Annotated in this window: 12 protein-coding genes and 1 pseudogene; 6 read left to right on the forward strand and 7 right to left on the reverse strand. The window is 65.7% G+C overall.

Annotated features, from left to right (window positions below; genetic code table 11):
* The first annotated feature begins 102 nt into the window (after window positions 1-102).
* From ACRCUN_RS05210 to ACRCUN_RS05225, 4 genes are all read left to right on the forward strand, one after another.
* Window positions 103-1,419 carry an NtaA/DmoA family FMN-dependent monooxygenase gene (locus ACRCUN_RS05210; RefSeq protein WP_462140612.1) on the forward strand — a complete coding sequence of 439 codons (1,317 nt, stop codon included), beginning with the start codon at window positions 103-105 and terminating at the stop codon, window positions 1,417-1,419.
* 31 nt (window positions 1,420-1,450) lie between these two features.
* Window positions 1,451-2,767, forward strand: coding sequence for an NtaA/DmoA family FMN-dependent monooxygenase (locus tag ACRCUN_RS05215; RefSeq protein WP_462140613.1), 1,317 nt, complete (start codon window positions 1,451-1,453; stop codon window positions 2,765-2,767).
* 244 nt (window positions 2,768-3,011) lie between these two features.
* Complete coding sequence (locus tag ACRCUN_RS05220) at window positions 3,012-3,896, forward strand: ABC transporter permease (protein ID WP_462140614.1); 885 nt, start codon at window positions 3,012-3,014, stop codon at window positions 3,894-3,896.
* A gap of 27 nt (window positions 3,897-3,923) precedes the next feature.
* Entirely contained in the window at window positions 3,924-4,907 is a 984-nt protein-coding gene (locus ACRCUN_RS05225; RefSeq protein WP_462140615.1) for an ABC transporter permease, read from the forward strand.
* Between the two features lie 64 nt (window positions 4,908-4,971).
* Here the strand turns inward: ACRCUN_RS05225 and ACRCUN_RS05230 are convergent, their stop codons facing one another.
* Complete coding sequence (locus tag ACRCUN_RS05230) at window positions 4,972-5,742, reverse strand: GntR family transcriptional regulator (protein ID WP_462140616.1); 771 nt, start codon at window positions 5,740-5,742, stop codon at window positions 4,972-4,974.
* Window positions 5,743-6,012: 270 nt separating this feature from the next.
* Between ACRCUN_RS05230 and ACRCUN_RS05235 the strand changes: the two genes are divergently transcribed.
* Window positions 6,013-7,329 (forward strand): NtaA/DmoA family FMN-dependent monooxygenase, encoded by a 1,317-nt coding sequence (locus ACRCUN_RS05235; RefSeq protein ID WP_462140617.1) that lies wholly within the window; start codon window positions 6,013-6,015, stop codon window positions 7,327-7,329.
* A gap of 7 nt (window positions 7,330-7,336) precedes the next feature.
* Here the strand turns inward: ACRCUN_RS05235 and ACRCUN_RS05240 are convergent, their stop codons facing one another.
* From ACRCUN_RS05240 to metG, 6 genes and pseudogenes are all read right to left on the reverse strand, one after another.
* The gene (locus ACRCUN_RS05240) at window positions 7,337-8,074 is read right to left on the reverse strand and encodes a GntR family transcriptional regulator (RefSeq protein WP_462140618.1); all 738 of its coding nucleotides are present in this window, start codon (window positions 8,072-8,074) and stop codon (window positions 7,337-7,339) included.
* A 171-nt stretch (window positions 8,075-8,245) separates the two neighbouring features.
* Complete coding sequence (locus tag ACRCUN_RS05245) at window positions 8,246-9,412, reverse strand: MFS transporter (RefSeq protein ID WP_462140619.1); 1,167 nt, start codon at window positions 9,410-9,412, stop codon at window positions 8,246-8,248.
* A gap of 12 nt (window positions 9,413-9,424) precedes the next feature.
* On the reverse strand, window positions 9,425-10,576 hold the full coding sequence (ribB, locus tag ACRCUN_RS05250) for a 3,4-dihydroxy-2-butanone-4-phosphate synthase (RefSeq protein ID WP_462140620.1): 1,152 nt from the start codon (window positions 10,574-10,576) through the stop codon (window positions 9,425-9,427).
* A 2-nt stretch (window positions 10,577-10,578) separates the two neighbouring features.
* Window positions 10,579-11,868: an NtaA/DmoA family FMN-dependent monooxygenase gene (locus ACRCUN_RS05255; protein ID WP_462140621.1), complete on the reverse strand. Its 1,290-nt coding sequence runs from the start codon at window positions 11,866-11,868 to the stop codon at window positions 10,579-10,581.
* Between the two features lie 218 nt (window positions 11,869-12,086).
* Window positions 12,087-12,230, reverse strand: a pseudogene (locus tag ACRCUN_RS05260) (NADP-specific glutamate dehydrogenase); the annotation flags it as partial.
* Window position 12,231: 1 nt separating this feature from the next.
* A complete protein-coding gene (gene metG, locus ACRCUN_RS05265; RefSeq protein ID WP_462140622.1) occupies window positions 12,232-13,782 on the reverse strand; it encodes a methionine--tRNA ligase in 1,551 nt (516 codons plus the stop codon).
* Window positions 13,783-13,808: 26 nt separating this feature from the next.
* Between metG and ACRCUN_RS05270 the strand changes: the two genes are divergently transcribed.
* Window positions 13,809-14,663 (forward strand): TatD family hydrolase, encoded by an 855-nt coding sequence (locus ACRCUN_RS05270; RefSeq protein ID WP_462140623.1) that lies wholly within the window; start codon window positions 13,809-13,811, stop codon window positions 14,661-14,663.
* Window positions 14,664-14,677 lie beyond the last annotated feature (14 nt).

Genomic DNA, 14,677 nt, shown 5'->3' on the forward strand with positions numbered 1-14,677 from the left:
AGGGCGGCGCAATAGAAGCGCCACGGTGGCGCATCTGTCACGACATCCACGAGCGCTGTGATGGTTTCGACAAGGCGGACAAGCGATTCAGGAGACAACGCGATGACGAAGAAGTTTCACCTCGGCTGGTTCATGAATTTCACGCCGCCGGACTGGGAATCGGAATGGGCGTCGCCGGACGTGCATAAGTGGCCGAATGGCCGGTTCTATGTCGATATGGCGCGCAGCATGGAGCGGGCGTGTTTTGACTTCATGATGATCGAGGACACCGTGATGGTGGCCGACGCGTACGGCGGGACGATGGAGGGTTCGCTGAAGAACGCGATCTTCGCACCCAAGCAGGATCCGGTTCCGTTGGCCGTGCAGATCGCCTGCAACACCACGCGCATGGGCGTCGTGGCCACGATGTCGACGTCGTTTTATCCGCCGTATTTGTTGGCGCGGTTGTGTTCGACGGTCGATTCGATCGCCGAGGGCCGGTTCGGGTGGAACATCGTGTCCTCGGCCGAGGATCGTGCGGCGCAGAACTTCGGTCTCGATGGGTTGCCGGAACACGATGAGCGTTACAACGTCGCCGAGGAGTATTTCGACGTCGTCAATCAGTTGTGGGATTCCTGGGATGCCGATGCGGTGGTGATGGATCGGCAGTCGCATACGTTTGCCGATTATCGCAAGGTGCGCACGATTGACTTCGTCGGCAAGTACTTCAAGTCGCGGGGGCCGTTGAACACGGTTCCGTCGCCGCAGCATCGGCCAGCGTTTTTGCAGGCGGGTGCTTCGCCGCGGGGTCGGCAGTTTGCCGCGGGTGCGGCCGATGCGATCATCGCGGTGGGTACCGGGGTCGCGGGGATGAAGGAGTACCGCGATGATGTGCGGGCGCGGGCAAAGGCGTTGGGGCGCAATCCCGATGACATAAAACTGCTGTTCGTGGTGTCGCCGACGATCGCCGCTACCGAAGCCGAGGCTCGCGCGGAGGTCGAGCGTATGCTCAACCACCCGTCGTACATCGAGAAGTCCTTGGTCAACATCTCGTCGAACACCGAAATCGATTTCAAGCAATTCGATTTGGACCAGCCGCTGCCCGCGGATCTGACCACCAACGGCGAACGTGGATCACTGGAGCACTTCATGCGCGGCGACGGCAGCCCCGGAGCCAAAACGCTGCGCGAACTCGTCCGCGCACGATCCACGCGCGGCCTCGAACTTGTCGGCACTCCCGCCCAGGTCGCCCAGAAGATGGGCGAGGCGATGGAGGAGATCGGCGGCGACGGCTTCCTGATCAGCAGGGGCGCGCGCGATCTCTCTCGTGAGTACATCACCGAGGTGTGTGACGGCCTCGTACCCGAACTGCAGCGGCTCGGCCTGATGCGCACGGAGTACACCACCTCCACCCTGCGCGAAACGCTGCGCGAGTTCTGATAACCCTCAACACGATCCAGGAGACAACGCGATGACGAAGAAGTTTCACCTCGGCTGGTTCATGAACTTTATTCCGCCGGAGTGGGACACCGATGCCGCCTCGCCGGACGCGCACAAGTGGCCGAATGGCCGGTTCTATGTCGATATGGCGCGCAGCATGGAGCGGGCGTGTTTTGACTTCATGATGATCGAGGACACCGTGATGGTGGCCGACGCGTACGGCGGGACGATGGAGGGTTCGCTGAAGAACGCGATCTTCGCACCCAAGCAGGATCCGGTTCCGTTGGCCGTGCAGATCGCCTGCAACACCACGCGCATGGGCGTCGTGGCCACGATGTCGACGTCGTTTTATCCGCCGTATTTGTTGGCGCGGTTGTGTTCGACGGTCGATTCGATCGCCGAGGGCCGGTTCGGGTGGAACATCGTGTCCTCGGCCGAGGATCGTGCGGCGCAGAACTTCGGTCTCGATGGGTTGCCGGAACACGATGAGCGTTACAACGTCGCCGAGGAGTATTTCGACGTCGTCAATCAGTTGTGGGATTCCTGGGATGCCGATGCGGTGGTGATGGATCGGCAGTCGCATACGTTTGCCGATTATCGCAAGGTGCGCACGATTGACTTCGTCGGCAAGTACTTCAAGTCGCGGGGGCCGTTGAACACGGTTCCGTCGCCGCAGCATCGGCCAGCGTTTTTGCAGGCGGGTGCTTCGCCGCGGGGTCGGCAGTTTGCCGCGGGTGCGGCCGATGCGATCATCGCGGTGGGTACCGGGGTCGCGGGGATGAAGGAGTACCGCGATGATGTGCGGGCGCGGGCAAAGGCGTTGGGGCGCAATCCCGATGACATAAAACTGCTGTTCGTGGTGTCGCCGACGATCGCCGCTACCGAAGCCGAGGCTCGCGCGGAGGTCGAGCGTATGCTCAACCACCCGTCGTACATCGAGAAGTCCTTGGTCAACATCTCGTCGAACACCGAAATCGATTTCAAGCAATTCGATTTGGACCAGCCGCTGCCCGCGGATCTGACCACCAACGGCGAACGTGGATCACTGGAGCACTTCATGCGCGGCGACGGCAGCCCCGGAGCCAAAACGCTGCGCGAACTCGTACTGCACCGCGCGAAGCGGGGTCTGGAACTGATCGGCACTCCCGCCCAGGTCGCGCAGAGGATGGGCGAGGCGATCGAGGAGATCGGCGGCGATGGCTTCCTGATCGCCAAGCCGGGCTGGGACATGTCGCGCAAGTACATCGAGTCGATCTGTGACGGACTCGTACCCGAACTGCAGCGGCTCGGTCTCACGCGCACCCAATACACCAAACCCACGCTGCGCGAAACGCTTCGCGAGTACTGAAACCGGTCATCGATGAGGTGTCGTGGAGCCATTCGGTGCTCGTCGTGGCGCTGAGCGCGAACGCATCAGCCGGAGTGGCGACATGCCGAATAGCCTGCGGCATCGGCTCACCCGGCGTAACCCAACGTGAAACTTGCAGGCCCGGCGCGCAATCGGTTGGCAACACAAGCGAACTGTCCGCGACACCGGATGCGTGTGCACTCACTAACCAGAGCTTCCACGTACTCGCCGATTAGGAGCCATCATGGCAATTGCGCAACCGTACGTACCCGGCGTCCTGGTTCCGGTTCCTCTCCGGGGCAGAGCCGCCCTCGCCCTCAACCAGTATTTCCGCGGCACCTCCCTGTCGAGCTGGATCGCGTTCGGCGCGCTTGCGCTGATGTTCCTCGTCGCAATCTTCGCCCACGTGCTGGCTCCCTTCGACCCTCTTGTCCCGGTCGCCAAACCAATGACCGCGCCCAACGCCACGAACTGGTTGGGCACCGACACTGTCGGCCGCGACGTGCTGTCGCGGGTGCTTGTCGGCATGTCCACGAGCTGGTGGGGCGCGCTTGCCGTGGTGGCGTTCGGTGTGGTCTTCGGCGGCCTGGTCGGCTTGATCGCCGGCGCCGTCGGCGGTGTCGTCGACAACGTGCTGATGCGGATGACCGACGTGTTCCTCGCGCTTCCCGGCCCGGTGCTGGCGATCGCGGTGGTGGCGGCGATGGGCCCGTCCTATCTCCACACGCTCATCGGCGTCTCGATCGTGTGGTGGCCGCTCTATACCCGCATCGTCCGGGCCGAGGTGCGCAAGCTGCGCGCCTCACCGCACATGGAGGCCGCCCGCATTTGCGGCGTAAGCCGGTGGCGCCAGCTCACCCGGCACCTGATGCCAGGCGCGGTCCCCGTCACCATCGTCACCGCCAGCCTCGACATCTCCGCGCTGATCCTCCTGCTGTCGGGCCTGTCCTTCCTCGGCCTCGGTGCACCGCAGCCGGCGCCCGAGCTCGGCGCGATGAGCGCCCAGGGCCTGACGCACATCTTCAGTGCGTGGTGGATCCCGATCTTCCCTGCTGTCGCCGTGGGCCTCATCGCGATCGTCAGCAACTTCGCCGGTGACGCGCTGCGCGACCGCATCCGCGACCGCTGACCGGAAAGGACCGCCATGCTTTTCACCTTGAGCCGGCGCCTCCTGGGCGCCCTACCGGTCCTGGTCGCGCTTGTCGCGGTCGTCTTCACGCTGCAGAAGGTGGCGCCGGTCGACCCGGTCGCGGCCCTGGTCGGGGAGAAAGCGCCACCCGAAGTGTACGAGGCGGCCCGGGAGCGCCTCGGCCTCAATGACCCGTTGCCCGTGCAGTTCGCGAACTACATCGGAAGGGCGTTGCAAGGTGACCTCGGCATCTCGTCGGTCACACGCACACCCGTCGCGCAGGACCTCGTCGAATTCCTGCCGGTGACATTGGAGTTGATCTTCGTCGCATTCATCCTGATCGCGGTGATCGGCTTCTTCCTCGGGCTCGCGACCGCCCAGGGGTGGCGCGGTTCGGGCGCGCTGCGGGCCGTGATGATCTCCGGCGCGTCGGTACCGGTGTTCCTGGCGTGCCTGCTTGCGATGTTGGTCTTCTATCGCTGGCTCGGCATCCTGCCCGCCACCGGCCAGACATCGGCGTACGACGCCCCAACGGGTCCAACGCATTTCCTGCTCATCGACAGCCTGCTGGCAGGTCGGCCCGCATTGTTCCTCGACGCGCTCAAACACCTGATTTTGCCCGCTCTGTGCCTCGCCATCACCCCGGCAGTTGCGGTCGGCCGGGTGCTGCGCAGCAGCCTGGAATCAACGCTGCGCGCCGACTACACGCGCACGGCACGGGCGAAAGGTCTTGGGGAGAAGCAAATCCTGGTCAAGCACGCGTTGCGCAACTCCGTCGGCCCGGTGTTCGCGTTGATGGGCTTGCAGCTGGCCGCCATGGTCGGTAACGCGATTCTGGTCGAGATGATCTTCGCGCGGCCCGGCATCGGTTTGTTCATCTCCCAGGCTATCTACAAAGGCGACTTCAACACCATTGCCGGCGTAACCCTCGTCATCGGCACCCTGTACGTGGTGGCCAACATCTTCGTCGACGCGCTGCAGGCGGCCGCGGACCCGCGTGTCGCCGTATGACGGCCGCGGCCGTGCAATCACGCCGCTGACAGCGCGCTGTGCTGCTGAAGACCTCGCGCTCGAGTCATGCCGAGCGTGACGCGCTCGCCGTGAATGCGATCCGATCGCTTCGCATCCGGAACTGCGACAGGGCGCGCGGCTGGCCGTTGTCGTCCTCGAGGACGTCCTCCAGGAAGATCATCGGCGCGCCGAGTTCGACACCGACGAGGGCCGCGGACTGCGCGTCTGCGGCGGTCGCGCCGATCGTGGCGTGACTGCCTGCGATGTTCACGCCGAGATGGCGCTCGAAATACAGAATCGGGTCCGGCTCGTCGATCGCGAGGGTGCGTGGCTGCTGCGGGTCCTGCGCGATGTAGCTCACCGAAAGGCCAAGCGGCTGTTCGTCTTGCACGATCAGCGACTCGATCATCAGCACCGTCCAGTCGCGCGGCAGACGTAGCCGTTCGTGCACGATGGGCAGGCCGGCGAGAGTGCGGTATTCGAGCGTCTTGAGCTCGGTGCGGATGGTGGAGTTACCGCCGAATTCGTTGACGGGGGAGAGCTGCGTGAGGTGCAGCATGAGCGACCGCGCCGCACGGGTGCCGCGCTTGGGGCTGCGGGTCACCAGACCGTCCTTGGCGAGCTGCTGCAGCACCGCCCGCACGGTGTTGCGACTCGCGGAGAGTGCGTCGGTGAGCTCTCCCTCGACCAGGTACTGGTCGCCCTGCCCGTTCTGCAACGTGGACCGCAGCAGGTCGTAGCTCCGCCGCAGTGAATTGTTCAGGCGATCCGGTGCCGGCCGGTTGCGTTGGAACAGCGTCTCTGGCCGTACGGGTTGGGGCGGTTGTGGCCTCACTGCATCTCCTGTCCTCACGCTTCGGGGAAGTGTCGAGTTTCAAATATCAACGCCAGGTTTCGCGTGATCGCCAGCCAGAAGTCGCGCGCTTTACGCGGGTGCGCGCATACGTGATGTCGGCCACGCGCGGCCGCCGTTGCGTGGTCGTAACGCGTGCCGCCACCGCGCAATCGAGTCGTTCGGGAGCCGACACGGGTGGATCACCGGCGCCGGATTGGATGGACCGCCAACGGTGCCTGCGAGACGGCGCCGACGGCACGAGGAGGCGTTGTGGACGGTGATCGCCGTATGCACCTGGCCTGGTTTCTCGGCAACGGGTTCGGTGTGCACGATTGGAAGAGTCAGTGGCGTGGAACCGCCGCGATGGATTGGATGAACGCCGACTTCCACGTCGACTTCATCCGCGCATTGGAGCGGGCTCGGTTCGACTATCTGATCATCGAGGATTCGGCCTACGTCCCCGATGGCTATGAGAAGTCGATGCGGTACTACCTCCAGCACGCGCGGTCGGTGCCCAAGCATGATCCGGCGGTGCTGGCGACGGTGATGCTGACGGCGACCCGCCACATCGGTGTGGTTCCCACCCTTGCGGTCACGGAGTATCAGCCTTACCTTCTGGCGAGACTTGTTGCGACGCTTGACAACCTGTCCGGTGGTCGAGCTGGCTGGAACATTGTCACCGGCAGCTCGGACCGGGCCGCCCAGAATTACGGCAAGCAGGCCCAGCCCGCGCACGACCTGCGCTATGAGATGGCCCAGGAGATGACCGACGCCGTCTGCGCCCTGTGGTCGTCCTGGGACGCCGACGCGGTGGTGGCTGACCTGGATGCCGAGATGTTCGCCGACCACACCAAGGTGCGGCCGGTGGATTTCATCGGCCGGTTCTTTTCCACTCGCGGCCCGCTGAACACCGCGCCGCCGCCGCAGGGCAGACCGGCGCTGGTCCAGGCCGGCGGGTCGCCCGCGGGCCGTGACTTCGCCGCCCGCAACGCCGACAGCATCATCGCCGCGGCGACGACGGTCGAGGAGATGAAGGAGTATCGCGACGACGTCCGCGCCCGCGCCGAGGCGGCCGGGCGGAATCCAGACGAGATCAAGGTGCTGTTCTTGTGCACGCCCTACCTGGGCGAAACCCGCTCCGAGGCGGTGGACCGCAAGAAGCGGCACGACGACGACGTGTGGGAGAACCCCGAGGCCGGGCTGGCCGGGCTCGGTTTCATCACCGACATCGACTTCTCGCCGTATGACGTCGACACCCCGGTGGAGGAGTTGGCCGCTACGTTCGAGACCAACGGTCACCAGAGCTCACTGGCCGCGAGGATCGGCGATCCGCGGCGCACGCTGCGGGAAGTCGCGGCGAAACCCCACGCCGTCGAGCCGGTGGGCACGCCGGCGGAGGTGGCCTGCGAGCTTGGCAAGATGATGGGCGAGGTCGGCGGCGACGGGTTCCTGTTCGTGGCGGGGCCGCTGAACCGGCGGGTGGTCGCCGAGATCGCCGACGGCCTGGTGCCCGAGTTGCAGGTGCGTGGACTCGCGCGGACCACTTACGACTCCCCACACCTGCGCGGAAACCTGACCAGCTTTTGACCGGACGTCACGCGGAGCGGCGGCGGGCGGTGGCCGAGAAGGAGACCCGGTCACTGCGCAGCCGCAGCTGTGACAGCGCCCTCGGCTGCCCGTCCTCGTCCTCGATGACGTCCTCGAGCCAGACCAACGGCGCGCCGACGTCCACACCGAGCAGTTCGGCGGTCTGATCATCGGCGGCGACAGCGCCGACAGTAGTGCTGCTGCCGCCGATCCGGATCCCGAGGTGGCGCTCCAGTATCGAGATGACGTCCTGCCCGTCCATGTCGATCGCGGGGCTGGACTCCTCGCCGAGGGCGATGTAGCCGACCGTAAGCCCCAGCGGGCGCCCGTTCTGCACCATCAGGTTCTCGATCATCAGCACGGTCCACCCGGCTGGCAGACGCAGGCGGTCACGCACCAGCGGTGGGCAACCGAGCGGTCGGCATTCCAGTGTGCGCGCTTCGACCCGGTCCGACCGATCGCTGGCAAGCTGGGCCACCGTCTTGAGTTCGTCGATTCTCAGCAGTAGGGATCCCGTTGTCCGAGTACCGTTCTTGGGTTCGCGGGTGACCAGTCCTTCGCGGGCGAGCTGCTGCAGCACCGCCCGGACCGTGCTGCGGCTGGCCGACAGGGCGTCGGTCAGCTCCCGTTCCACCAAAAGCATGTTGCGGCCGGTTGCGACAAGGGTCGAGCGCAGCAGGTCGTACGTGCGCCGAGGCGAGTTGTTGAGCCGATCCGGGCTGGGGCGCTGGCGTTGATACAGCACTTCCCGGCGGACCGGCTCCGTGGGTCGGAGTCGCGCTCGGCACCGCCCGAATGATGCAGGGTCCCCTGTAGACAACTTGGTGACGCTCCTAAGCAATTGGGAATGGCGGACTTTCGTCAATATCGGACCAAACGATTGTTAACAAATGCGGGCAGGGCTGGGTCGCCAGCGTTACGCCGTCGCAACCCCGACGAATCGCGCGAGCAATGCGCTGCCCAACAGGATCAGCGCGATCGCTCCGAACAATGGCCCGATCCCGATCTGCGTGGCGAGCACCGCACAGCCGACGGACCCGCACAGTATCCCGATGCCCGCCGAGATCCGGAACATCGCCAGCCCAGCGGCGGAGTCACCGACATGTGCGACGACCAGCACCGGCAAGCTGGCGGTGGCGCCGGCCAGGCTCACTCCGAAGAGCGCGGACACCACGAGAAAGGTTGTCGGATCGGGATTTACCGCCAGAAACACCGCGCACAGGCTGCCCAGTACAAGCGATGCGACGAGCATGGTGACCACTCCGACACGGCGGATGGTCCGGTAGGCCACCGCGAGTGCGACGATCTCCATCCCCGCCATGATCGCTATACCCGCCGTGATCGTCAGCATCGGGTAGTCGCGGGCGGCGCCGGCGAGCGGCAGTGCGGTGAACAGCACGCCGCCGCGAAGGAAGTCGGCCATCATCGCCAGCACCAGAGCGCATCTGCTGCCCGGAGTCCTCGCGAGCCGAGGCAGTCCGATCTGCGGCGGCGGCACACCCGGCGGCGCGTCCAGGTGGGGCAGCACCACGGCCAGGCCCCCTGCCACCAGCAGTGCCAGCATGCCGGTGAGGACGAACGCGACCTGGTATCCGAACCGGCCCTCGATGAAACCCGTGACGAGCAGCCCACCCGGCGAGCCGAGAGCACCGCCGAACAGAAACGCGGTGTTGAACCGGCCGACCGACCGGGCTACATCGTCGCTGACTGGCGCGACCCGCACGGCGGCCTGAAGTCCCGCGCCCAGCATCACGCCCCCACCCAGGCCCTGGAGTACCCGCGCGGCCATCAGTGGGGCGCCACCGCGCACCAGCCCCATGCAGATGCAGGCCAACCCGAACATCACGAGTCCGGCGGTCAGCGCGGTGCGGGCATCGATCCCAGGCACGAACCGGTTGCCGAATACGTCGACGACGATCACCCCGAGCGACGCGGTGAGCATGAAAGTGCCGATGTAGAAACCGCTTTGCGAAAGATCGTGCACGAAGAGCACTTCCAGCGGAGCGGTCAGGCTCATCGTGATTCCTGCGGCCGCGACCAAGGGCAGGAAGTACCGCGTCGGCCGTTGCTGTGCCCGAGTCATCCACGTCGTCGGTCAGGACGAGTTCGACATCAGGCCGACCGGAAGGCCTACGGTCTCGACGACCTCGAGGCCGTAGGCCTCGAGCCCGATGCGTTTGACCGGATTGTTGGTCAGAAGTCGCATGCGGTGCACGCCGAGGTCGGCGAGAATCTGCGCGCCGACGCCGTAATCGCGGGCGTCCGCCGCGTCGCGTCCGATGTCGCGCAGGCGCAACGAATGCCGGCCCTCGAGTCCGCGCAGATATACCAGGACACCGCGGCCCTCGGCGGCGATCATCTGCAGCGCGTGTTCCAACTGCGGACCGCAGTCGCATGCCGCCGACTCGAACACGTTGCCCATCAGGCATTCCGCGTGCACTCGGACGAGTGTCGGCGAAAGATTTTGGCGGGCAACGTCACCCATCGCAAGTGCGACGTGCTCGTGCCCGTCGAGCACGGACCTGAAGCCGTGGGCGTGGAATTCGCCGTGACATGTCGGCAGGCGACTCGACGCCTTGAACTCCACCAGGCGGCCGGTGCGGCGCCGGTAGGCGATCAGGTCCGACATCGTCACGATCGTGAGGCCGTGCGTGGCAGCGAACACCTGTAATCGCTCGCCGCGCGCGACCGTGCCGTCGTCGTCGAGGACTTCGCCGATCACCGCGACGGGCGGTAGCCCAGCCAGTTGCGCCAGATCGACGGCTGCCTCGGTGTGCCCGGCCCGCCGGAGCACGCCACCCTCCGCGGCCCGCAGCGGAAAGACGTGGCCGGGGCGGTTCAGGTCGCTGGGCTGGGTTTCGGAGTCGGCGAGAAGCGTTATGGTCCTGGCCCGGTCGGCCGCCGAGATCCCGGTGCTGATTCCCGTCCTGGCGTTCACCGACACGGTGTAGCCGACGCCGCGAGGATCCTCGTTGACCGCGACCATCGGCGGCAGGCGCAACCGGTCCAGGTCGGCTGAGAGCATCGGGACGCACAGGATGCCGCTGGTATGGCGCACCATGAACGCCACCCGCTCCGCGGTCGCATGGGTCGCGGCCAGCATGAGATCGCCGTCGTCGTCCGGATTCTCGGCATCGACCAGAATCACCATGTGGCCGGCCCGCAGGGCAGCCAACGCGGTGTCGACCGTGGAGTGCGCGGTGTCGTCGGCACCCGGATGACCCATCCGCGGCGTCGCGATGGACATCCTCAGAACTCGCGCAGATGCTCGCGCAGCATCGTGCCGGTGTACGTCGAGCGGACCAGGCCGCGCTTCTGCAGTTCCGGGACGAGACCGTCGGTGATCTCGGTGACGTAGCGGCGATTGAGCCGCATGACCGGACTGGTGATCAAAAAGCCGTCGCCTCCAACTTGTTTCATGATCTCGCCCATCTCGTCGGCCACCTCCTCGGGTGTGCCGCACAGTTCGATGTTGCTCGTCATGCCGGTGCCGGTGACGATCTCGCGTAGCGTCTTGCCCTTGCCGCGGGACAGGAAGCTCTCCAGCGCGCCGCGCTCGCCGTTGGTCGACACCGGCGGAACGGGTGCGTCGAGGTCGAACTGGGAGAAGTCGATCTCGGTGATCGAGGAGATCTCGGCCAGCATGTATTCGATGTAGAGGTCGCTGGTGAACCAGCGTTCCCGTTTGGCCAGTGCCTCCTCGTGGGTGTCGGCGACGATCGGGGAGACGAGATAGAGCAACTTGCAGTGCGACGGGTCGCGGCCGTTGGCCGCCATGCGGGCGTGGATGTCGTCGCGGTAGGCACGCATCGCGTCGATCCCGTTGGCGGGCGCGACGATCGTGTCGGCGTGCCGGGCGGCAAGCTCGCGCCCCGGCGGCGAGGCGCCTGCCTGCGCGATCGTCGGGCGGTACTGGGGGGACGGCGCGGTGTTGAGCGGCCCGCGAACCTTGTAGTACTTGCCCTCGAAGTCGATCGTGTGAACCTTCTTGTGGTTGGCGTATGTGCCGGTGGTGTAGTCGCGTTCAACCGCGTCGGGTTCCCACGACTCCCACAGTTTGCTGACCACTTCGAGGTACTCGGTGGCCCGGGCGTAGCGCTCGTCGTGCTCGTAGAGTTTGTCGAGGCCGAAGTTCTGCGCGGCCCGGTCCTCGCCCGACGTCACGACGTTCCAGCCGAATCGCCCCCGTGCGATGTGGTCGATCGTGCTGCACAGTCGGGCCAGCAGGTACGGCGGGTAGAAGGTCGTCGACATCGTCGGGATCACACCGAGGCGCGTCGTGGCATTGGCCATCAGCACGGCGAGCGGAACCGGATCGTGTTTGGGGTTCACGCCGTGCTTGAGGTCGTGCTCCATCGTGCCCCCGTAAGCGGTCGACACCATGAGCTTGTCCTCGATCAGGACATAGTCGAACTTCGCACGCTCGAGATCCTTCGCCATTTCGACATAGAAGTCGCCGGTGAAGTCCCGGCCCCCGTCACCCCAGTTGCCGTTCCACTCGTCTGCAACGAAGTTCAGGAACCACCCCAGATGAAACATCGACACCTCTCCTCTCGCTACTGACGTCAAGAGAAGAGGTGATTCGTTTCTCGGTGATTTCCTCGCCGTACCGCTGATATTGCGCCACGGCCGACCTACGTCGTCACGCCGCCTGCCAGAGGGAACGCTCAGACCAGGCCGAGCGCCACCATCGCGTCGGCGACCCGGATGAACCCCGCGACGTTGGCCCCGGCGAGTTGTCCGGGGGATCACCGCTGGTCGGCGTAATCCGGGTGCTTGGCGACAACCGGTCCGAGGCTCGTGAGCGCTTCGGAGACGGCTTGATGGAATTCGGTCTCACCGGCGTTGCGGCGGGTGACTTCCTCGTAGATCGCGGCCAGCTTGGGATGACGTTCGGCCACGTCAGTCCACCTGATAGCGCGGGAACACACCGGTCGGTGCGGGGAGCGCGACGCCGGGCTTGATCCGGGTCGCGATCGCGGCGAAGCTGCGCTCGTCGGCGGGCTGGCCCAGCAGGTCGAGCAGCTTGGCCGTCGACTCCGGCATCACGGGCTGGGTCAGCAGCGTCGCGATGCGAACCACCTCGAGCGTCGTATAGAGCACGGTGCGGAACCGCTCCTGATCGGCGGGCGCATCGGACTTGCGCAGCACCCACGGCTCTTGCGCGGAGAAATACCGGTTGGCCGCGCCGAGCACGGACCAGATCGCTTCCAGCGCAAGGTGCATCGCCGGCACGGCGTAGTGTGCGCGCACCTGCTCCAGCAGGTCGTCGGCGGCGGCCAGCAGCGCGGTGTCGTCGTCGGTGAACTCACCAGGATCGGGTACGACGCCATCGAGGTTCTTGGCCACCATCGACAGCGAGCGCTGCGCGAGGTTCCCGAGCTCGTTGGCCAGGTCGGCGTTGACGCGGCCGATGATGGCCTCTTCGTTATAGCTGCCGTCCTGGCCGAACGGCACCTCGCGCAACAGGAAGTACCGCACCTGGTCGAGGCCGAACGTGTCGACGAGGTTCACCGGGTCGATGACGTTGCCGATCGACTTGCTCATCTTCTCGCCCTTGTTGAGCAGGAAGCCGTGTACGAATACCCGCTTCGGCAGTTCGATGCCCGCCGACATCAGGAATGCCGGCCAATACACGGTGTGGAACCGGATGATGTCCTTGCCGATCATGTGCAGATCCGCCGGCCAATACCGCTGGAATGACTCGGAGCTGGTGTCGGGGAAACCGACCCCGGTGAGGTAGTTGGTCAGCGCGTCCACCCACACGTACATGACGTGATCGGGATGATCCGGGACGGGCACACCCCAGTCGAATGTCGTGCGCGAGATCGACAGATCGCGTAGCCCGCCCGACACGAAGCTCATCACCTCGTTACGTCGCACTTCGGGTGCGATGAACTCCGGATGCTCGTTGTAGTGCGCCAGCAGCCGCTCAGCGTAGGCCGACAGCCGGAAGAAGTAGGTCTGTTCCTCTGTCCAGGTGAGGGGCGCGCCGGTTTCCGTCGCGACGCGCGTGCCGTCGGGCTGCTCGGTGGTCTCACCTTCGGTGAAGAACCGCTCGTCGCGGACCGAGTACCAACCCTTGTACGAGTCCAGGTAGATGTCACCGGCCTCGTTCATCCGCATCCAGATCTCCTTGGACGCCTCGTAATGGTCGGCGTCGGAGGTGCGGATGAACCGGTCGAAGGAGACGTTGAGCTTTTCCTGCAGACGCTGGAACACGTCGGAATTGCGGGTGGCAAGCTCGGCGGCCGTGATGCCCTCGGCCGCTGCGGTCTCGGCCATCTTTTGGCCGTGCACGTCGGTTCCGGTGAGGTACCGCACGTCGAAGCCGTCGAGCCGCTTGAACCGCGCGACCGCGTCGGTTGCGATGTACTCGTAGGCGTGGCCGATGTGCGGCGCACCGTTGGGATAGGCGATGGCCGTGGTGATGTAGTAGGCAGGCTTGCTCATCAGGGCTCCCACTCTATTGTTCGGTGGTGAGTTCCAAACGCTCAGCCAGGGACAAGCCGCCCGCCCCGGAACCGTTGACGCCGTTGGTCGACGCGCACACCCACCTCGATGCGTGCGGTGCCGAAACCGCCGAGGACGTGCGGGCCATCCTCGACCGGGCCGCCGCGGTGGGCGTACGGCAGGTCGTGACGATCGCCGACGACCTCGCGTCCGCCCATTGGGTGACCACGGCCGCCGACGCCGACGACCGGGTCTACGCAGCCGTGGCGCTGCACCCCACGCGCGCCAATGCGCTCACCGACGATGCGAAGGCCGATCTGGAGCAGCTGGCCGCCCATCCGCGCGTGGTCGCGGTCGGCGAGACCGGGATGGACATGTACTGGCCGGGCCGGCTCGACGGATGCGCGTCTCCAGCCGAGCAGCGGGACGGTTTCGCCTGGCACATCGACCTGGCCAAGCGCACCGGTAAGCCGTTGATGATCCACAATCGCGACGCCGACGCCGAGGTGCTCGATGTGCTGCGTGCCGAAGGTGCGCCGGAGACTGTGATCTTCCACTGTTTCTCGTCCGGACCGGAGATGGCTCGCACATGTGTTGACGCCGGCTGGGTGCTGAGCCTGTCGGGCACGGTGAGCTTCAAGAACGCGCGTGAGCTGCGGGAGGCCGCGCGGCTGATCCCGGCCGGCCAGTTGCTCGTTGAGACGGATGCCCCGTTTCTGACGCCGCATCCCTACCGCGGTGCGCCGAACGAGCCCTATTGCCTGCCATACACTGTCCGGGCACTCGCAGAGTTGCTGGACCGGCCCGCCGAAGAGGTCGCGTCCGAGACCGCGGCCACCGCGGCGCGGGTGTACGGACTTAACGAGAGTTGCCGGTCCTAGACCGATTCGTTACC

The organism is Mycobacterium venezuelense, from assembly GCF_054919535.1.